Source organism: Runella limosa DSM 17973, from assembly GCF_000482465.1.
Classification (GTDB): Bacteria; Bacteroidota; Bacteroidia; order Cytophagales; family Spirosomataceae; genus Runella; species Runella limosa.
This window is the reverse complement of record NZ_AXVJ01000063.1, coordinates 1-21,478: the sequence shown is the minus strand read 5'-3', so window position 1 is coordinate 21,478 and position 21,478 is coordinate 1. Positions and strand designations below refer to the sequence as shown.

Genomic DNA, 21,478 nt, shown 5'->3' with positions numbered 1-21,478 from the left:
CCCTTTCCTGCTATGAAAACTTTATCAATCATTGGTTTATTATTTGTGAGTTCAATGGCCATGGCCCAACAACACCGCTCTATTAGTAGCAGTATTGATGACAATGGCCAAACGATGTCAATACGGGTCAAAGGAACAATAGACGGTCGGGCGATTCAGTATAACCGCACCTTCGACGTCGCTCATTTGAGCAAAACCGAACGTAAAGAGTTGCGTGATCATGTGCTGGATTCGTTGGGAATTCAATCCCCCACGCCTCCTGTACCTCCCACACCGCCGACTCCGCCTACACCTCCAACTCCACCTACGCCACCCGTACCCCCAACTCCTCCGACCCCACCCACTCCGCCAACGCCCCCAAGTGGAGTCGAGTTCTCAGATGGGTTTCACGGAAGTGGCCACACCATTCCCAAACCGTTGAAAGGTGGGTTTGAAAAAGAAGTAAAATATAACTCGGAAACGGGCGAGCTTTTTATGCGCTACCGTTTTAATAAAGAGGGTGAAGAAGTGATTTATGAGCGGACAATCAATGCCGCTGATAAATCGGAAAAAGAACGCAAAAAAATTATTGAAAAAATAGAACAAGAATTGGGCTTGAAAAAATAGCCTTGGGTGTTTGAAGAAGGCTCAACCTTTGTTTTTGAGGTTGAGCCTTTCTTGAAAGTATTAATTCTACAAAAGTTGAAGTAATACGCCACCTCCTTTGGGAATAAATAATATTCAACTATGAAACGAACGTATTTAGGCGAGTTTGAAGAAGTGGTACTCTTGACCGTGGCTATTCTCGGTGAAGGAGCCTACGGGATAGCAATTACCGACGAGTTAGACCGACAAACGGGACGAAATGTGAGCATTAGTGCGGTACACGCGGCCTTGCATCGGCTTGAAGAAAAAGGAATGCTATCGTCGAAAATGGGGGATGCAACCGCCGAACGTGGCGGGCGCCGCAAGCGCCTGTTTAGTGTGACTGTGCTGGGGAGTAAAACCTTGCAGGAAGTGCGCGAACAACGAAATCGTTTGTGGGATTCCATTTCACCCCAGACTTTACCTGCATTGGGAATATAACCTGATAATTTATGCAAAACCACCCACCCCGCTGGGCCGAACGCCTGCTCGAATTCTTTTGCGCGCCTCACCTTTTGGAAGAAGTGCAGGGTGACTTACACGAGCGTTATCAGCGGCAACTAGCCCTGTTTGGGGCGAAAATCGCGCGCCGTCAGTATGTATGGAATGTCCTGAGTTTTATTCGTCCTTTTGCCTTAAAACGTAAATCAACTTCGTATTCAATCCCTTTTATATACAGCCCAATTATGATACTCAATTATTTAAAAATCGCTTTTCGGAATCTTGTTCGCCACAAGATGTTCAGTTCGCTCAATATTCTCGGCCTGACCGTCGGGACGGTGTGCTGTTTGTATATTTTGTTGTACGTCAAAGACCAATTTGGCTACGATAATCACCACAAAGACGCCGAGAACATTTACCGACTCCAAACAAACATTTTACACAACGGTGGCGATCAGCCCATGTTCAACAGCGGCACGAGTTCGCCCATCATCGCGCCTACCATGAAAAAGGATTTTCCCGAAGTGGTGGAATATACGCGGGTGCTCAATTTCTTTACCGCAAAAAATAATCTTTTGGGGGTAGAAGGAAAAACCGAAACGTTTATTGACGACAAAGGCTTTTTGGTGGATTCTACGTTTTTCAATGTCTTCACTTACCAATTCGTAGAAGGTGCGCCAGAACACTCGTTGGATGCGCCCTATACCGTGGTGCTTTCAAAGACGATTGCTGAAAAGCTTTTTGGCCAAGAAAAAGCCATCAACAAACGCATAAAAGTTGGTAACAATCTCAATACCACTACCCTCACCGTGACGGGGGTGTATGACGATAGTTTTGGCAAATCGCACCTTCGACCCAGCTTTTTGGTAAGCCTAAACAGCGGTGGGCTTGGGGAGTTTGCCCGAAATAACACCGAATGGGGCGGCAATAACTTTATTTATTCGTACGTAAAGCTCAAGCCCAACGTCAATCCCGAAAGCGTGAATGCCAAAATGCCTGCGCTTTTGCAGCGATATGGCGGAAAAAGACTGGCAGAATTGGGGATGAAAAAAAGCGTTGTTCTGCAAAAAATGGCGGATATTCACCTGTATTCCAAAGGCATCACCAATCAAGCGGGTAAGGTCTCAGACATTTCCTTTTTGTATATTTTATTGACCATCGCTGCTTTTATTCAACTGATTGCTTGCATCAATTTTGTCAACCTGACCACGGCACGTTCGGTGCGTCGTGCCAAAGAAGTGGGTGTTAGAAAAGCCGTTGGTGCCTTTAGGTCGGTGTTGATTGGGCAGTTTTTGGGCGAGTCGATGCTGATTGCTTTTATTTCTATTTTCTTGGCTTTGCCAATTGTTAAGCTCCTTTTGCCATTTCTAAACTCGCTTACGGACAGTACGTTAGCGCTTAATATTACCCAAAATCTTGATATTTTATTCATAACGGTGTTGGTGGCGTTGGCGACGGGCTTGTTAGCGGGCATTTACCCTGCCATTTATTTATCAAGTTTCAAACCTGTAAGTGTGTTGAAGGGAACGTTTAAGTTCAATCCCGCTTCGGTGGTTCTTCGCAAAGGCTTGGTGGTGTTTCAGTTTTCGATTGCCATTGTGCTCATTATCGGCGTGTTGGTGATTTCGAAGCAGTTGGACTTTATGCAAAACAAAGATTTGGGTTTTGACAAAAAACAGAAAGTTGTGGTGTCTTTGTCCAACGAAAATGCCCAAAAGCATTTTACGGCGCTGAAAAATGAATTATTGACCCAACATCAGATTAAAAATATTGGAGGAGTACGGTATTATCCTTCGCAGCAGTTTTTGCAGGATATGTTGGTTTTCAAATCGGGGGGAACGATGGACAAGGGCGTTTTAATTAAAAACAACGTCGTTGACGAAGGCTTTTTCAAAACCCTTGGTATCAAGCTCATTGCAGGGAGAAACTTCACGCCAGCTGATACCAATAACCAAGTGATTTTGAGCGAAAAAAGTGTAAAAGACTTGAATTTGACGGTGGAGACGGCCGTGGGTACGCAGGTATTCACGGGGACGGGAGATAATATCGAAGCCTATAACGTCATTGGGGTACATAAAGCGTATATCAACAATTCGCTCAAGGACGAAATGACACCCGTGATGACGCATTACAGTGCTCAACCTGAGTACATGGTGCTTGATGTGCAAGCCGAGAATTATGAAAGCCTGTTTGCCAACGTGGAAAAAATCTGGAAAAAACTCATCCCGACCGTACCGTTGCAATATTCGTTTTTGGACGAAGACCTTCAGAAGCAGTATTCAGAGGAAAAAACGCTCCGTAAAATTATCAATTCGTTTACGCTGATTGCCATTCTTCTCAGTTGTTTGGGGTTGTTTGGGCTGGCCATGTTTACCGCCGAGCAGCGTACCAAAGAAATCGGCGTTCGGAAAGTGCTAGGTGCCAGTGTGGTCAGTATCACGACGTTGCTTTCCAAAGAGTTTCTAAAACCCGTTTTGATTGCGCTCATCATCGCCTCTCCGCTGTCGTATTATGCCATGAATAAATGGCTTGAAGGTTTTGTGTATCGCACCGAGGTGGGTTGGGAAAGTTTTGCCGTTGCGGGCATTGCGATTGTGACTATTTCCTTGTTTACGGTTAGCTATCAGACCCTAAAAGCAGCGTTGGTAAATCCTGTGACCACGTTGAAATCGGAATAAATTATATGCAAAACCACCCGCCTCGCTGGGCCGACCGCCTGCTCGAATTTTTCTGTGCGCCTCACCTACTGGAAGAGGTACAGGGAGACCTGCATGAGCGTTTTCAGCGCCAGGTCGGGCTATTCGGGATAAAAATAGCGCGCCGTCAGTATGTGCTGAACGTCCTGAGTTTTATCCGTCCCTTTGCTTTGAAACGTAAACCATCACCTTATCCATTCACCTTTTTATACAGCCCTTCTATGTTACGTAATTATTTAAAAGTCGCTCTTCGAAACCTCACTAAAAATGCGGGGTATTCGGCCATCAATATTGGTGGATTGGCCGTCGGCATGGCCGTGGCCATGATGATTGGTCTTTGGATTTACGACGAATTGTCGTACGATAAGTACCATCAAAACTATAGTCGCCTTGCGCAGGTGATGCAAAAACAGACCTTCAATGGCCGAAAAGGGACACAAAGTGCTATCCCAATGCCATTGGAGCCAGAGTTGCGCGCAAAATACGGTACTGATTTTAAGCATTTGGCCATGGCTACTTGGCAAGGAGACCGTATTCTGACGTATGGCGAAACCAAGATTACGCGCTCGGGCAACTACATGGATGTGGATATGCCTCGAATGCTTTCGTTGAAAATGCTTAAAGGCAATAATGAAGGATTGAAAGAATTGAATTCGGTGCTTTTGTCGGCTTCAACGGCCAAGTCTCTTTTTGGAACCGCTGATCCGATGGGCAAACTGATGCGGATTGATAACAAGTTGGACGTCAAAGTTACGGGAGTGTATGAAGACCTGCCGCACAATAGCCAATTCCGCGACCTTACGTTTATTGCCCCGTGGAAACTCTACGTTTCTTCGCAAAAATGGGTACAACGCGCGCTCGACGAAGGGCAGTGGGGCAATAATTCGTTTCAGTTGTTTGCCCAAATTACCGACTATGCTGACATGGGCAATCTAAGTGCGAAAATCAAAAATGCGAAGTTGGACAAAGTTGACAAGGAGGAAAAGAAATTTAAGGCGGAGATTTTTCTGCATCCCATGAGCGATTGGCATTTGCGCTCTAATTGGGAAGAAGGGGTACAAACGGGTGGTTTTATTCAGTATGTATGGTTGTTTGCCATTGTTGGGCTGTTTGTGTTGTTGCTGGCCTGTATCAATTTTATGAACCTAAGCACCGCCCGCTCCGAAAAACGGGCCAAAGAAGTAGGAATTCGTAAAGCAGTAGGCTCGATTCGCGCGCAGCTAATCAATCAGTTTTTCAGCGAATCGTTTTTGGTGGTAATTTTTGCCTTTCTAGGAGCGGTGCTGCTGACGTTGGCTGTTTTGCCGTTGTTCAACGAAATTACTGATAAAAAAATGGTCTTCCCGTGGGCCGAACCTGTATTTTGGCTCTTAAGCGTAGGTTTTATTGTCCTCACGGGGGTGTTGGCAGGAAGTTATCCCGCGCTGTATTTGTCGTCGTTTCAACCCGTGAAAGTGCTCAAAGGTACTTTTAGGGCGGGGCGCTTTGCCTCGGTGCCGCGTCAGGTGTTGGTGGTAGTTCAGTTTACGGTGTCCATTACGCTGATTATCGGAACTATGATTGTCTATCGTCAGATTCAGCATACCAAAGACCGCCCTATGGGGTACGACAACAACGGCCTGATTATGATGCAAATGATGTCGCCCGATTTTTATGGGAAGTTTGATTTGCTTCGTACGGAGCTGAAAAACAAAGGGGCAATTGTCGAAATGGCCGAATCATCAAGCCCACTGACGGGGGTTTGGTCAAACAACGGCGGGTTTGAGTGGAAAGGCAAAGATCCGAGCCTACAAGCGGAGTTTGCCACGATTTGGGTCACGCATGATTTTGGTAAAACAGTAGGGTGGAAATTCAAAGAAGGTCGCGATTTCTCTCGGAGTTTTTCCACCGATACGGCAGCGATTGTCATCAACGAAGCCGCTGTAAAATTTATGGGATTGAAAAATCCTTTGGGAACGGTCGTTCAATGGGGACAAGGGAAAGACGCAGGGCATTTTACCATCGTGGGTATTATCAAAGACATGCTCATGGAGTCGCCGTATGAACCAGTGAAGCAAACCATTTACTTGATGAACTACGAAAACGTGAATTGGATGACGATGAAACTCAATCCAGCGCGTAGTGCCTCCGAGTCGGTGGCGATGATTGAAGCCACGTTCAAAAAACACCTTCCCGCCGCTCCGTTCGATTATAAATTTGCCGACCAAGAGTTTGGCAAAAAATTCCAATCGGAAGAACGCATTGGTAAACTTGCCGCCATTTTTGCTTTGTTGGCCGTTTTTATCTCGTGTTTAGGGTTGTTTGGATTGGCGTCGTTTGTGGCGGAGCAGCGCACCAAAGAAATTGGTGTTCGCAAAGTGCTTGGCGCTTCGGTATTCAACCTGTGGGGAATGCTTTCCAAAGACTTTGTTGTATTGGTGATTATTTCGTGCCTGATTGCCATTCCGATTGCTTATTATTTCTTGAGTGACTGGCTGCAAGATTATAAATACCATACCGAAATTTCGTGGTGGATTTTTGTGATGGCTACGCTAGGAGCGTTGGCTATCACCCTGTTGACGGTTAGTTATCAGTCAATTAGGGCCGCGATGGCGAATCCTATAAAGAGTTTAAAATCTGAATAAAAACAGCCCCCAAACCCCCGATGGGGGCTTAAAACCAAAGTTCGGAGGTATTTTTTATAACGTTTAAATTCCCCCTTTGGGGGACAGGGGGCTTATGCTACGCAATCACCTAAAAATCGCCTTGCGGAATCTTTGGAAAAACCGCCTTTTTACGGGTATTAATTTACTCGGAATGTCCATCGGTATGGCTTGTGTAGTGGTGTTGGTATTGTTTGCCCAAAAAAGCCTCATGTTCGATGCTTTTCACGAAAAATCCGACCGTCTTTTCTATGTTCAAACAGAATCGGGAGGTAAAACGCACACCAACACCGTCTATCCTATTTTGGGGCAATTGCTGAAAGACTATCCCGAAATCGAAACAGGAACCCACGTTCAGTCGTGGTATTGGCCGTGGATGCACCACGCCACCAAAGACGTACAGCCGCGCTCGCTGTTTGTGGATTCTACCTTTTTTGACGTCTTTAGCTTTCCACTCAAATACGGAAATCCTGCTACTGCCCTTCGTGATAGGAATTCGTTGGTGATTGGTGAAAAAACGGCTTTGTATCTTTTTGGAGAGAGCAATCCCGTTGGAAAAACCATCGTGCTCGATGATACCCTTTCCATGAAAGTGTCGGGCGTATTGGCCGAACTTCCTGCCAATTCGTCGCAGCAATTTGAAGCGTTGCTACCGATAGCGATTTTGGAACAACAATCTTCGTTTAAAGAAAGCGCTGATTGGTACAATACGTTTGCCAATGTGTTTGTGGTACTCAAAAAAGGGGCAAATAAAGCGGCTTTAGAAGCGAAGCTACCGACCTTGGTCAAAACCCATTTCTCGCCCGATTCCCAAAAACAAACCTTACACCTAAGTGCGTTTACCCACTACATTCACGATCAAAATCCAACGTTTAAAAACTTGATTTATGGTGCGCTGGGCATCGCCGTTTTTCTATTGCTCATTATCAGTATTAATCTCATTAACCTCAACATGGCGGCGGCCTTGCCTCGGGTCAAAGAAGTGGCCGTGCGACAAGTGGTAGGAGCGAGTAGGGGCATCGTGTTGCGGCAGTTTTGGACAGAATCTGGCCTCGTGATGTTGCTTTCTCTGGTGTTGGCGAGTGGATTTGCGGTATATTATTTGATTCCGTCGTTCAATGACTTGCGTAAACAAAACATGCAATTACACATTTCTTGGACGGACTATCCGACGGTTTTGACCATTGTTGGCATTACCATGTTGGTGACGTTTATTGCAGGTACGTATCCTGCACGTTATTTGATGAGCCTCAACACCACCGAGGCCGTCAAAGGAAAGCTATCGGCCGACCCGCGCCAAGGTCGTTTGCGCCAAAACAGTCTCATTGTACTTCAATTTGCGTTGGCGGTGGTGCTTATTGTCGGAACAATTGGGCTTCGTCAGCAGGTGAGTTTTATGAAAAACGCTGACCTTGGTTTTGACCGAAAAAATGTATTGGTGTTCCAAACCGACTTGTCGTATAAAAATGAAACCACGGCGGTGTCAGAAGGGCGGGTGATTTTGGACCAATTACGCCAAAACCCCAATGTGCTTTCATTTACAACTTCGGAAGTGGTACCGATGCGGTATTGGCAAAACTTCAACAGCTATTACCCCGAAGGAAATGACGCCAAAAAAATTGGCCTTCGGCACGTAAGTGGGGGAGAAAAGTATTTTGAAACCCTTAAAATCCCGATGATTGAAGGGCGCGGTTTTCGCGACAACTCGGCTGACTCAGCCAATAACGCAGTGGTCATCAACGAAGCCGCCATGAAAGCGTTTGGCTGGCAGACGGCCGTGGGGAAACGCATTCGTCAAAACAACAATAATGCGGTTTATACGGTGATTGGGGTAACAAAAGATTTCCACTACCAAAGCCTGAAAGATGAAGTAGAGCCATTGCTGCATTGGTACGGTGGAAAACAACAACTTTCGAGCTATCTGACGGTGCGCTTGACCGACGAAGCAAAAGGCAAAGAACTCGTGAGCCAACTCGAAGCACGTTTTAAAAAGATTCCTGCCCGACGCGGTTTAGACCATTTTTACCTCGATGAGGAAGTAAATAAAGTCTATGAATCAATTAGTAATATTTTGCAAATGACGGGTTTTGTTACGTTGATTGCCATTTTGACGGCCTGTGCGGGGATTTTTGGGTTGATTTCGTTGGTGGCCAAACAACGTACCAAGGAAATCGGTATCCGCAAAACCTTAGGGGCGAGTGTGGCTAACATCACCGCCTTGCTCTCGGCCGATTTTATGAAATTGGTCGTTATTTCCTTGTTGATTGCGCTGCCCATCTCGTACTGGTTGGGAAAAAAACTGCTCCAATCTTTTGCTTACCGAGTAGAGTTACAGTGGTGGTACTTGGGGCTGGCTTCGTTTTTTGCCTTGGCCATTGCCCTTATATCGGTTGCTTTTCAGGCCATTCGTGCGGCATTGGCCAATCCTGTGAAATCGTTGAAATCGGAATAAATTCATTGTCCACCGCAGGACAACGGTTGTCCGTTTGCGGACACGTTTTAATTTCTAAGGTTTTTAAAAAGAAGCTGTTTCAAAAGTCTTTATTACCAAATTATCTTCGGCCTCTGTTCAACCTCACCCCCTAAATCCCCCTCTCCTTTCAGTAGAGGGGGACTTTTAAAGCCCTTCTCCAGAAAGGAGAAGGGTTGGGATGAGGTTAAAAACAAAGGAAATTTGGTAATAAAGACTTTTGAAACAGTTCCTTTTTATTTTCTGGCACGGATTTGTACGATAAAATATAAACTAATCATAATACCCATGCGTCGAACCTATTTAGGCGAATTTGAGGAAGTCGTTTTGCTGATGGTAGCCATTCTCGATGGAGAGGCGTATGGCGTCACGGTCAGTCAGGCGTTGGAAGAGCACACGGGGCGGGTGGTGACGTTTGGAACGGTGCACAATACGCTCATTCGATTGGAAGAAAAAGGCTTTGTCGGTTCCGAACTCGGTGGCGCTACCAACGAACGCGGCGGCCGACGCAAGCGCCTTTTTCACGTAACTGCTCTTGGAAATCGTGCTTTGCAAGAAATACAACAACTCCGCCAACAACTTTGGCAACTCCTACCACCGACTAAATTGCAATTGAACAGCCTATGAAAACCAACGAACTTCATCCGCCTCAGTGGGCTAACCGACTGTTGAGGTGGTTGCATCCTGAAGATACCCTCGAAGAAGTGGAAGGGGATTTGGAGGAGCTTTATGCTTACTGGCATGAGCGTGCAGGAAAACGCCAAGCCACGTGGCGGTATCTGCTCAATGTTGCATCGGTATTGCCTCCTTTTGTCCGCCGTCGTGAAAGAAAACAAGCTTACAATAACCCTTTTTTAATTCAGCCATCTATGTTACGTAATTACTTCACCATCGCCTTTCGTACCTTGGCGCACAACAAGGTGTATTCGTCCATCAACGTCATTGGGTTGAGTATTGGCTTGGCAGCGGCCATGTTGATTATGCTTTATACCAAAGACGAAGTGAGTTTTGATCGGTTTCACGCCAACAACCCCCACATCTATCGCATTACGAGCAAACAGTTTACGCCTGCGGGAGTTTTTCAGTCGTACAACACCCATACGGGGTATTTGCAAGGGCCTAAATTTGCGGCGGGTGTTCCCGAAATCAAAATGTCGGTGCGTTACCAAAGCGATCGAAGTGATATAAAAGTGGGAACAGAAGTCAAAAGTTTTGAATCATTTCATGCCGATAGCAGTTTCTTCGCGCTGTTTTCGTTCCCGCTTGTCAGCGGAAACCCTGCTACGGCGTTAAAAGAACCCAAATCAGTAGTGCTTTCGGAAGAAATGGCCGAAAAGCAGTTTGGAACCACCAACGCTTTAGGTAAAACCCTCTTGGTGCGAAATTCTAACGGAGATTCAAAAGAGTTTGAACCCTATACCGTGACGGGAATTGCTAAAAAATGCCCCCAAAATTCTTCCATTAAGTTTGACTTCCTTTTTCCATACGTAGTAAGCAAAGAAGACATGGCAAACGGGGGCAACTGGTTTAGTTTCTTCCAAAATACGTTCGTCGTGCTTCAACCCAATGCCAACCTCAAAAAAGTAGAGGCAACCATGAACCGCGTTTTTCAAAAGGATGCAAAACAAGCGTTGGAAGAAGAGGTAAAACGATTTGGGCCTCAAAGCAAAACAGAATATATGCTGCAAGCTTTTACCGATATGCACCTAAATAAAGACATGCCCGCCCAAAATGGCTTAGTGGACGGCAGTAATCCCATGTTTTCGTACATCCTTTCGGGCATTGCGCTGTTTATTTTATTGATTGCTTGTATCAATTTTGTGAACTTAACCGTAGCGCGCTCGCTTAAACGGGCCAAAGAAATTGGCGTTCGTAAAGTTGTTGGTGGTGGGCGTGGACAATTGATGATACAGTTTTTGGGTGAGTCGTTTATTCTGTGCTTTTTGGCGTTTGGGTTTGCTTTGTTGTTGGTACAAATGGTGTTGCCGACTTTCAATGAGCTTTCTAATAAAGCATTGGCATTTTCGTATTTGTTTGATGCTAACTTGATTGCAGGTTATTTCGCTTTGTTTGCTGCTACGGGTCTTTTGGCGGGCTTTTATCCTGCGTTGGTCTTGTCTAATTATAATCCCGTTCAAACGCTTTATAGCCGATTCAACCTTTCGGGCAAAAACTACCTTCAAAAAGGTTTGGTCGTGTTGCAGTTTGCGTTGGCTTCGTTTTTAATCATTGCAACGTTGACTATTTATTCTCAATTCAACTACTTGACCAACAAAGACTTAGGCTATAACGATAAAGGAGTAATAACCGTTGGTAAGTCGGGATTGAGTCGCAATGAAGCGAAGGTCTTCAAAGATGAATTATTGAAAAATCAGAATATATTAGAAGTTGCTCCCAAAAATGGCGGAGGTTGGTACACAATTGCCAAAGTAAACGGTCAAACCGAAATTAATTTTGCATTTGAGACGGTCGATGCCACCTACTTTTCATTGTTACAAATCCCGATTATCAAAGGGCGTAATTTTTCGGCGGAGTTTAATTCTGATTCGACTTCGTCGGTGTTGGTCAATGAGTCTTTTGTGAAAAAAGCAGGTTGGACAAACCCGTTGGGGCAAGTGGTAGATTTCTGGTACAATGAAGGCGAAAAATACAAGGTGATTGGAGTTATTAAAGACTATCATTTTGAGTCACTTAACGCCAAAATAAGCCCACAGTTGTTTACGATGAAGCCAGGGAATCAGTACGGAAAAGTATTCATCAAAATCAAAGAAGGAAGCGAAACGGCGAGCCTGAGCCACCTTGCCAAAACGTACAAAAAACTCTTTCCGACAAATCCGTACGAGTACAAGTTTATGGATGAAGAAAACGAAAAACGTTACGAATCAGAAGCCAAATGGAAGCAAATCATGCTTTTTGGCGCGATTCTGACGATATTTATTTCGTGCATTGGCCTGTTTGGACTGGCGACCCTTTCGGCCGAACGTCGTACCAAAGAAATCGGTATCCGCAAAGTTTTGGGCGCGTCGGTAGCAAGTATCACGACGCTACTTTCGGCTGATTTTCTGAAATTGGTCAGTTTATCGTTCGTTTTTGCCTTTCCTGTGGCCTATTATGCCATCAAACAGTGGCTCGAAAATTATCCTTACCGCATCGACATCAGCATTTGGACGTTTGTGATTGCGGCGGCATTGTCGATTCTAATCGCCTTTTGCACCGTCAGTTTTCAATCCATCAAAGCGGCCTTGGGCAATCCAGTAAAGTCGCTGAAAGCAGAGTAATAAAAGATTGTCCTTCCAAGACTGGGCGTCCCCGACTGGGCGTCCCCGTTTTCAAACTTGGAAGGACTTCTACAAACACTTAACATTTTTTAACGGTCGCCAGTGGAAGGTTGTGAGTATCTTCGACATAAAATAACGCTACTGCCATTTTATGTTCAAAAATTACCTCACCATTGCGCTGCGAAATCTACGTCATTATCGGACGTACACCGCCCTCAACGTATTAGGACTCACCGTCGGAATGGCGGGAGGAATCCTGATTTTTCTCTTTATTTCGTATCACTTCAGTACCGACCGTCACCACCAAAAATTCGATCGCATTTTTCGCATTGTGTTGGATTTGCATTTGGAAGACGGTTCCGTAGAAACGTACCCCGAGGCTCCTCTTCCCATGTCAAAGGTGCTTCGCGAGGGGTTTTCGCAAGTAGAGCAAGCTGCTTCGTTGAAAACATTGCGTGAGCTGACCGTGAGCCTTCCCAGCTCTAAAAACGGGAGTTCGCAACGTTTTTTAGAACAAAATACGGGTGCGCTCATCGAATCAGAATGGTTTGATGTTTTTGATTATCAATGGCTTAAAGGAAACCCCAAGACATCTCTTAGCGAACCAAATACGGTAGTACTTACCGAAACGTGGGCAAAAAAATACTTCGGCAACGAAGAGCCAATCGGTAAAGTGCTGGACTTGAATCACTTGACAAAAGTAAAAGTGACAGGGGTCTTGGCGGATCCACCGCGCACGACCAATAACGATGTGCAGTTGTTTATTTCGATGGGCACGTTCTCACATCTACTCCCCGACCAAAACCTAAACGATTGGTGGGCACTCAACTCTACCGACCGCGTTTATCTTACGCTCAAAAACCTAAGTTCGGTGGCTCAGGTGGCAGCGGCCTTCCCTGCGCTTGCTCAAAAATATTATGGTAAAGATGCCTCGATTTTTCAGTTTCACATTCAACCTTTGTCGGACGTACACTTCGACGTAAAACGAACGGGTGGGGCATTGATTCAGCACTCGTTGCTGTGGTCGCTGGGGTGGATTGGCGCGTTTTTGATTCTAATTGCTTGCCTCAATTTTATCAACTTAGCTACGGCGCAGTCGTTGAGTCGGGCCAAAGAAATTGGTATTCGCAAAACGTTGGGAAGTAGCAAATGGCAAGTAATGCGCCAATTTTTGTTGGAAACTGCACTGATTGTGACAACGGCGGCAATCGGGGCAGGGCTTCTAGTAGTGCTTATTTTACCTTTTGTTAATCAATGGCTAGGATTGAATTTGTCATTTATCCTCGATGCCCAAGCGACGCTATTTTTGATGGTACTTTTGGTAGTCATCATCGGACTGGCGGGTGGGTACCCCGCGTTTATGATGTCGGGCTTTAGCCCTTGGCAGGCATTGAAAGGAAAAGGAGTTCTGCCCAAAAGAGGAGGTTTTTCCCTGCGGCAGTCGATGATAGTGGTGCAATTTGCCATTTGTCAAGCTTTACTTATTGGTACAATGGTCGTAACGAGGCAAATGAAGTACGTGGAGCAGTCGGATTTGGGTTTTAAAAAAGACAACGTATTGGTTGTCAACCTACCCGATCCTTCCCCAACGGCCCTCACAGCGTTTAAAAACACCTTGCTTCAATACCCCGAAATACAGTCGGTAAGTGCGGCGTATCGCCCACCGTCGGCTTCGGTAATGAACGGTGGCTCGTTCAAATTTGACAACCGTGCCCAATGGGAAGCTTTTCCGATACGAGAACGATTGGGGGATGCCGATTACCTCAAAACCTACGGGCTGGAATTAGTAGCAGGAAGGAACGCCTTGGCGTCGGATACCATTCGGGAATACGTGGTCAACGAAGCGTTGCTCAAAAAACTCAACATCAAAAACCCCAACGACATATTAGGACATAAAATAGAAACTTACCTGTCGCCCGTAGCTGCGCCCGTGGTGGGAGTGGTCAAAGATTTTCATTTACGCTCATTACGTGAGCAAATTGAGCCTTGTGTGATTTCTACCCAAACTGCCCGTTATCGAAAAGTAGGCGTACGGGTTGCGGCAGCTTCTCCCTCCAAAACCCTTAATCACGTTCGGCAAACGTGGCAAAAAATTTATCCGAATGAGGTGTTTAGCTACGAATACCTTGATGAACAATTGGCAAAATTTTACGAAACCGAACAGCTGACGGTTCGGCTGGCGAGTGTTTTTTCGGTAGTTGCCATTCTTATTGGGTGTTTGGGGTTGTACGGGCTCGTTTTGCTGGTCGTGGCTCGACGCACCAAAGAAATTGGCGTGCGGAAAGTACTCGGTGCCTCGGTCGCAAGCATTGTAAGGCTCCTTTCTATCGACTTCTTAAAACCTATTTTGGTAGCTATTGTACTGGCTACGCCTGCGGCTTGGTACCTCATGAATCAGTGGTTGGCCGATTTTGTCTATCGCATCGAAGTGGACTGGCTTATCCCGACCTTGGCAGGACTCTTGACGGTGGTAATTGCGTTCCTTACCCTCTGTTTTCGCAGTACCAAAGCCGCCTTGTCTGACCCAGTAGAAGCACTGAAAGTAGAGTAGAAAAAGGTAGGGGGGCAGGTTAAACGCATTAAAAAAACTAGCCTCAGGGAGGCTAAATCTTAGTAGAAAAAAAGGGTGAAGGCTGTCCCAAAGCCCCATCGGGGTGACATCTTTCACGAGCGTCGGCTGCCGCGAAGGGGCTTTGGTGGGAATTTGATTCATTTTTCTACTAAGAGGTAGCTCCTCTGGAGCAATGAATAGCCACTCTATATTTTAATGCGTTCAACCTGGCAAGGGGGGAAATATGCAAGGGGCAAACCGAAAAACGCTAAACCCAAAACCGTAAACCCAAAACTGACTGTCCGAAGGCGTACTAAAATTTGTCCGCTTTTGGACAATTGATAAAGAATAAAGGAGCTTTTTTGAAGTAGGGAATTACCAAATTATCTTTCGTTTTAACCTCATCCCAACCCTTCTCATGGAAGGAGAAGGGCTTTAAAAATCCCCCTCTCCAGAAAGGAGAGGGGGATTTAGGGGGTGAGGTTGAATAAGTGCCGAAGATAATTTGGTGATACTAGGCTTTTGAGATAGCTTTTTCTATGATTGGCAAGGTATTTTACATACAGAAATAGATGAAATAAAAATTACTCATGCGAAGAAGTGATTTAGGTGAATTTGAAGAGGTGGTACTATTGACCGTAGCGGTTCTTGCCCCCCATGCCTACTCGGTGTCTATTGCCGAAGAATTGGAACAAGAAACGGGACAAACCGTCAGCACTGGAGCGGTTCATGCCGCTTTGCAGCGGCTCGAACAAAAAGGCTACGTGACTTCCCTTTTGGGTGAAGCTACTGCTGAACGCGGCGGGCGGCGTAAACGCTTATTTACCGTGACGGCCTTGGGTGGAAGAGTCCTGAACGACGTACGCCAAGTCCGAAACCGACTTTGGGAGCGCATTGTGCCGCAAGTGACTTTAAAATGGAGCTAATTCTTTGGCCACAATGAAAACACTAAAAAATAAAAGCCCTTTTCCGAGGCTCGATGAGTTTCTGCATCGCTTGGTGGCTCCGCACCTTCGGGAGGAAATCATGGGTGATTTGCACGAACGGTATCAACGCCGTACGCAGCGTTTGGGTGAGCCAAACGCCCGCCAACGCTATTGGCGCGATGCCCTGACGTACGTTCGATGGTCAAACATCAAACGGAAGCCGAATCCGTATCCAACAACCTATATATACAGCCCTACCATGTTACGTAACTATTTTAAAATCGCTTTTCGTAACCTGTTGAAACACAAAGGTTACTCCTTTGTCAATATTTTTGGACTCGCTACGGGGATGGCCGTGGCGATGCTGATTGGCCTGTGGGTTTGGGACGAACTATCGTTCAATAAAAGCCACAAAAACTACGACCGAATCGCTCAAGTATGGCAGTTTGTGAATTTTGACGGGACGATTTCTTCGTACAACTCTGTCCCTATTCCAATGGCGGAAGAACTGCGCAGCAAGTACCCTGATTTTCAGGCGACGAGCCTTTCCACTTATACCCGCGACGTGATTCTAGCGGCAGGTGATAAAAAATTAACCAAAAGTGGTAATTATGTACAGCCAGCCTTTGTCGATATGATGTCTTTCAAGATGTTGGCGGGTAGCGCCGACGGATTGAAAGACGTCCATACTATTTTTCTTTCTGAGTCGGTGGCAAAAGCATTTTTCGGTACCGAAAATCCGCTGAATAAAATCATCAGGATGGGCAACAAAACCGACGTAAAAGTGACAGGGGTGTATGAAGATTTGCCGTATAACAGCGCCTTTCGCGACGTACTCTTCCTAGCTCCTTGGGAGTTGTTTGTGGCCAACGATGCTTATGTCAAAAGAGTGTTGGACGAATGGGATGAGAATTCCTTTCAGGTATTTGCGCAATTGAAAGAAGGGCCAAGTGCGGAGGCGGTTTCGGCCAAAATCAAGGATATTCGCATGAAACGCAAAGACCCGCCAGGCTACAAACCTGCCTTTTTCCTACATCCGATGGAGCAATGGCATTTATACACCGACTTTAAAGACGGAAAAAACGCGGGTGGCATTGTTTACTTTGTTTGGCTTTTTGGCGCCATTGGGGTGTTTGTTTTGCTGTTGGCCTGCATCAATTTTATGAACCTAAGCACCGCCCGTTCCGAAAAACGAGCCAAAGAGGTGGGCATTCGTAAGTCGGTTGGTTCGGTACGTGGACAATTGATTTTTCAATTTTTGAGTGAGTCGTTTGTCATTACCCTGATTGCATTTGTGTTGGCGTTGCTTTTTGCCCAACTTACTCTTCCTTTTTTCAATGAAATCGCAGATAAGCGAGTTTCTATTTTATGGGCTAACCCTTGGTTTTGGCTGTTTGGGTTAGGTTTTAGCTTGCTTACGGGGTTGATTGCGGGCAGTTATCCAGCGCTTTATCTATCTTCCTTTCAGCCGATTAAGGTATTGAAAGGCACTTTCAAAGCATCGAGATTTACTTCTGTTCCTCGCAAAGTGTTGGTGGTTTTTCAGTTTACGGTTTCAGTTACTTTAATCATTGGCATCATTACCGTTTTTCGGCAGATCCAACACGCCAAAGACCGCCCTTCGGGTTATGAGCGTAGTAGCTTGGTAGAAATCAACATGAACACGCCCGAACTCTACGCTCACTATGAAGCCTTGCGGAATGATTTGCTGAATACGGGTGCAGTAGTCGAATTTGCGGAGTCGGGTGGTTCTATTACAAATCAGTATGGCGGAACCACCAATATTTCTTGGAAAGGAAAAACGCCTAATACCCAACCGTTGTTCATGGGAAATCAAGTTACCCATGATTTTGGCAAAACGGTAGGGTGGAAAGTGATAGAGGGTCGTGATTTTTCAAGAAAGTTCTCCACGGATTCTTCGGCTATGATCATCAACGAAGCGGCATTGAAGCTAATGGGTTTCAAAAACCCCATCGGCGAAATCGTCCGAAGTGGGAAGGAATATAAAGTAATCGGGGTCATTAAAAACATGATTCGACAATCGCCTTTTGAGCCTGTTAACGCTGCTTTTTATACCATTAATTACAACGCAGTCAATACGATTAGCTTCAAACTTGCTCCTCAATTGGGGACAAGCAAGGCATTGGACAAAGTGGCTGGCGTATTCAAAAAATACAATCCCGAAGCGCCGTTTGAGTATAGTTTTGTGGATGAAGTCTATGGTCGGAAGTTCAGCGACGAAGAACGAATTGGCAAACTAGCGGCCTTCTTTGCCCTTTTGGCGATACTAATTTCGTGTTTAGGGTTGTTTGGGTTGGCCTCGTTTATTGCCGAGCAACGTATCAAAGAAATCGGCATCCGAAAAGTGTTGGGGGCTAGTGTGGCTGGGCTTTGGCAAATGCTTTCCAAAGATTTTGCCTTACTGGTGTTGATTGCGTGCTTCATCTCGGCGCCAATTTCCTACTATTTGCTCAACGATTGGCTACAACATTACGAATACCGCACCGAATTATCTTGGTGGGTATTTGTAGCGGCGGGTTTGGGGGCTATCGCAATTGCCTTGCTGACGGTCAGTTACCAAGCCATCAGGGCTGCGCTGATGAATCCTATAAAATCACTGAAGACGGAATAGAACATGAAATATCAACCGCCTGCTTGGATTGACAAATGGCTTAGTCGCCTGCTCGCACCACATTTGCGGGAGGAAGTGATGGGCGATTTGAATGAACGTTATCAACGCCGTAGCCAACGTTTGGGTGAGCCAAACGCCCGTCAACGCTATTGGCGCGATGCCCTGACGTATGTTCGATGGTCAAACATCAAACGAAAGCCCAATCCGTATCCAACAACCTATTTATACAGCCCAACTATGTTACGCAACTACCTAAAAATCGCATTTCGTACCCTTACTCGTCACAAATTGTACACAGCCCTCAATGTGGCTGGCCTGACTTTCGGAATCACTTGTTTTTTGATTATTGGCTTGTATTTGTTTGATGAGTTAACTTTTGACCAACAGCACCGCAATGCGTCGCGTATTTACCGAGTGCTCGAACACAAAAAGACCAAAACCGATGACCTTACGGTGGCAGCCGTAAGTTATAAATTAGCCGAAGAATCAAAGAAAAGTATTCCAGAAATCGAAACAACGGCGCGCATGACCAGTTTTGGGCGTGATAATCTGTCGAATCCTGAAACCAAAAACAAGTATCACTTGACCATCAACTTGGCCGATGAAAATTTTATGAAGGTATTTGATTTTGAGTTGATTTCGGGAGAAAAGCAAACGGCCCTCAAAGAGCCTAATTCAATTGTAATCGTGGAGGATATTGCCAAAAAGCTATTTAATAGCACCGATGTTGTTGGCAAAACCCTTCGATTTGATTTTACGGAAAAGCCCTTCAAAATCACGGCCGTCATTAAAAACCATCCGAGCAATTCAAGTTTCGATTTTGAGTCTTTATTATCCGAAAGTACTTTCAACGACGATGCCGAGTTTCAGAAATCGAATGCGTCTGACTGGTCATCTCACGATTATACGGTGTATGCTTTGCTGAAAGAAAATACCGAGCCGCAAGCCGTGGGTACTAAAATGAATGCCTTGGTGGCAGCCAATTATAAACCTGAAGTAGGAACAACGACCGATTATTCGTTGCAGCCCCTTACCGATATGCGCTTGCATTCTGACCATATTGCTAGAGGTTCTACCAGCTTAGGTTCGGGAAAAGGCAGTATGTTGTACATCAAAATTTTTGGAGTAGTAGCGCTGTTTGTCCTGTTGATAGCCTGCATCAATTATATGAACCTGACGACTGCGCGCGCGTCCAATCGTTCTAAAGAAATTGGCGTTCGCAAGGCCAACGGTGCTTTTCGCAGCCATTTGATCAACCAGTTTTTGTTTGAGTCGTTGCTCGTAACGTTACTTTCCTTCGCATTGTCGATTGGGCTTGTCAATCTTCTTTTGCCGTATTTCAATGCTTTTACCGAAAAACAGCTTTCGCTCGGTTTCCATTCCGATTACCGTATTTGGCTATGCACGATTGTCGCGGTGGTGCTAACGGGTTTGATTTCGGGGAGTTATCCAGCGTTTTTGCTGTCACGTTTCAGCCCGCTTGCACTTTTGAAATCGCTCAAGTTACAAAACAAAGGCGATTTGTCGCTGCGGAAAGGATTGGTGGTTTTTCAGTTTACCATTTCTGTCGTAATGATTATTGGAACAATTGTCTTGTTTCGACAAATCCAATACGTGAGCAACAAAGATTTAGGGTTTACAAAAGAATTACTGTTGGTGGTGGATATAAATTCGGGTGATGTCCGAAAAAATGCCCAAACCATCAAAAATGAAATCAGTAAGATTGCGACGGTAAAAAATACCTCGGTGATGTCGCGGGTGCCAGGGGAATGGAAAAACATCCCAACCGTTAAGATCCGCCCAGAAGGAGATAACGACGAACATAAAATTTCGTATTTGTTAGGAGTGGATGAAGATTTTGCCACTACGTTTGAAGTAAAGGTTGTGAACGGGCGCAATTTCATGGGGGCAAACGATTCCACTTCGATTATTTTAAATGAGACTGCTGCCAACATGTTGAACATAAAAGAAGCCGTGGGGCAATTGGTAGAAATCCCCGAACGCTCGATGGGAGGAAGCTACAATCTTCTTAATTCAAGAGAAACCTTTCGCGCGCGCGTAATAGGTATAGTAAAGGACTTCCATTTTCAGTCGCTGCGCGAAAAAATAGCGCCTATGGTTTTGGCTTATCAAAACAACCCCGTGCATTCGATTGACTACTTCACGTCAAGAGTTACGGGCAATGATATTCCAACGACTTTGGCCAAGATCAATGACGCCTTGACAAAAATTGATCCTGCGCATTTATTGGAGTATCATTTTTTGGACGAACAATTGGCGCGCTTCTATGCCGATGACCACCGCCGCGAAACCATGCTGATTTGGGCAGCCCTTGCTACTATTTTTATCGCCTGCTTAGGGTTGTTTGGTTTGGCTACCTATACCGCCGAGCAACGAATCAAGGAAATTGGGGTCCGAAAGGTGCTTGGAGCAAGCGTCGTTAATCTCACAGCCTTACTTTCCAAAGACTTTTTAAAGTTGGTATTAATTGCCAACGGTATTGCATTTCCCCTAGCGTGGTGGGTTACGGGGCTGTGGTTGCAAGAATTTGCGTACCATATTACAATAGAATGGTGGATTTTTTTGGTCGCGGGAGGGTCAGCAATGTTTATTGCACTACTTACAATCAGCTATCAGGCCATAAAAGCAGCCTTAGCAGACCCAGTGAAGAGCTTAAAAACAGAATAAAATCAAAATGGGGCAGAATCGAATAAAAGTATCTGCCCCATTTATAAACCTTATCCAAGAATAACTTGCAGATTTCGGAGAAGATGAAAAATGGCTTTTAGCCCTAAAATCACGAAAAGAAGGTAGCGTGAGCACGTTTTGCGTTATTTTGGTGAGGAACTGGGTATTTTTTTGTAGCTATAAGTGAGTGGTTGATAGGTAATTGCGAATTATTTTTAAAAATAGTTGTGTAAATATTTGGAAAGTGATGATAAAAGTGGGACTTTTGCAACCCCAAACAACGAGGGCGGGGTTGAAAGTCCAAATAAAATTTTGAGAAACAAAAAAAATCAAAAATAAATTTGGAAGTTAAAATAAAAAGTGAGACTTTTGCAACCCGAAAGAAACGAAGGGGAGCTGATAAAGAAGAGAGGATTTTGAAGGTTGAAAAAAAAGTTCAAAATTTTTTTGGAAATTAGAAAAGAAAGTCAGACCTTTGCAACCCGAAACGAGGAGATAGGAAGAGGGGGATAAGTTAACTAGCGGGGTTA

11 protein-coding genes are annotated in these 21,478 nt (G+C 45.2%); all 11 read left to right on the top strand.

The window, feature by feature from the left end; genetic code table 11:
* Window positions 1–12: 12 nt before the first annotated feature.
* The gene (locus K339_RS0107325; protein ID WP_028523029.1) at window positions 13–606 is read left to right on the top strand and encodes a hypothetical protein; all 594 of its coding nucleotides are present in this window, start codon (window positions 13–15) and stop codon (window positions 604–606) included.
* 120 nt (window positions 607–726) lie between these two features.
* Window positions 727–1,065 (top strand): PadR family transcriptional regulator, encoded by a 339-nt coding sequence (locus tag K339_RS0107320; protein WP_028523028.1) that lies wholly within the window; start codon window positions 727–729, stop codon window positions 1,063–1,065.
* Between the two features lie 11 nt (window positions 1,066–1,076).
* Window positions 1,077–3,743: an ABC transporter permease gene (locus K339_RS0107315; protein ID WP_051397867.1), complete on the top strand. Its 2,667-nt coding sequence runs from the start codon at window positions 1,077–1,079 to the stop codon at window positions 3,741–3,743.
* 5 nt (window positions 3,744–3,748) lie between these two features.
* Window positions 3,749–6,385 carry an ABC transporter permease gene (locus tag K339_RS0107310; protein ID WP_037299537.1) on the top strand — a complete coding sequence of 879 codons (2,637 nt, stop codon included), beginning with the start codon at window positions 3,749–3,751 and terminating at the stop codon, window positions 6,383–6,385.
* Window positions 6,386–6,479: 94 nt separating this feature from the next.
* On the top strand, window positions 6,480–8,855 hold the full coding sequence (locus tag K339_RS0107305; RefSeq protein ID WP_028523025.1) for an ABC transporter permease: 2,376 nt from the start codon (window positions 6,480–6,482) through the stop codon (window positions 8,853–8,855).
* A gap of 306 nt (window positions 8,856–9,161) precedes the next feature.
* Entirely contained in the window at window positions 9,162–9,500 is a 339-nt protein-coding gene (locus K339_RS0107300; protein ID WP_028523024.1) for a PadR family transcriptional regulator, read from the top strand.
* Entirely contained in the window at window positions 9,497–12,151 is a 2,655-nt protein-coding gene (locus K339_RS0107295) for an ABC transporter permease (RefSeq protein WP_028523023.1), read from the top strand. The genes K339_RS0107300 and K339_RS0107295 overlap by 4 nt, the downstream gene beginning before the upstream one ends.
* Window positions 12,152–12,302: 151 nt before the next feature.
* Complete coding sequence (locus tag K339_RS0107290; RefSeq protein ID WP_028523022.1) at window positions 12,303–14,702, top strand: ABC transporter permease; 2,400 nt, start codon at window positions 12,303–12,305, stop codon at window positions 14,700–14,702.
* Window positions 14,703–15,292: 590 nt separating this feature from the next.
* A complete protein-coding gene (locus tag K339_RS0107285; protein WP_028523021.1) occupies window positions 15,293–15,628 on the top strand; it encodes a PadR family transcriptional regulator in 336 nt (111 codons plus the stop codon).
* Between the two features lie 13 nt (window positions 15,629–15,641).
* Complete coding sequence (locus K339_RS0107280) at window positions 15,642–18,260, top strand: ABC transporter permease (RefSeq protein WP_051397866.1); 2,619 nt, start codon at window positions 15,642–15,644, stop codon at window positions 18,258–18,260.
* A gap of 3 nt (window positions 18,261–18,263) precedes the next feature.
* On the top strand, window positions 18,264–20,948 hold the full coding sequence (locus K339_RS0107275) for an ABC transporter permease (protein WP_157607509.1): 2,685 nt from the start codon (window positions 18,264–18,266) through the stop codon (window positions 20,946–20,948).
* Window positions 20,949–21,478 lie beyond the last annotated feature (530 nt).

Excerpts from the sequence above, each read along its gene's own strand:
- K339_RS0107325 (WP_028523029.1), top strand. The coding sequence starts at position 13 with ATGAAAACTTTATCAATCATTGGTTTATTATTTGTGAGTTCAATGGCC.
- K339_RS0107310 (WP_037299537.1), top strand. The coding sequence starts at position 3,749 with ATGCAAAACCACCCGCCTCGCTGGGCCGACCGCCTGCTCGAATTTTTC.
- K339_RS0107295 (WP_028523023.1), top strand. The coding sequence starts at position 9,497 with ATGAAAACCAACGAACTTCATCCGCCTCAGTGGGCTAACCGACTGTTG.
- K339_RS0107275 (WP_157607509.1), top strand. The coding sequence starts at position 18,264 with ATGAAATATCAACCGCCTGCTTGGATTGACAAATGGCTTAGTCGCCTG.
- K339_RS0107320 (WP_028523028.1), top strand. The coding sequence starts at position 727 with ATGAAACGAACGTATTTAGGCGAGTTTGAAGAAGTGGTACTCTTGACC.
- K339_RS0107290 (WP_028523022.1), top strand. The coding sequence starts at position 12,303 with ATGTTCAAAAATTACCTCACCATTGCGCTGCGAAATCTACGTCATTAT.
- K339_RS0107285 (WP_028523021.1), top strand. The coding sequence starts at position 15,293 with ATGCGAAGAAGTGATTTAGGTGAATTTGAAGAGGTGGTACTATTGACC.
- K339_RS0107305 (WP_028523025.1), top strand. The coding sequence starts at position 6,480 with ATGCTACGCAATCACCTAAAAATCGCCTTGCGGAATCTTTGGAAAAAC.
- K339_RS0107280 (WP_051397866.1), top strand. The coding sequence starts at position 15,642 with ATGAAAACACTAAAAAATAAAAGCCCTTTTCCGAGGCTCGATGAGTTT.
- K339_RS0107300 (WP_028523024.1), top strand. The coding sequence starts at position 9,162 with ATGCGTCGAACCTATTTAGGCGAATTTGAGGAAGTCGTTTTGCTGATG.
- K339_RS0107315 (WP_051397867.1), top strand. The coding sequence starts at position 1,077 with ATGCAAAACCACCCACCCCGCTGGGCCGAACGCCTGCTCGAATTCTTT.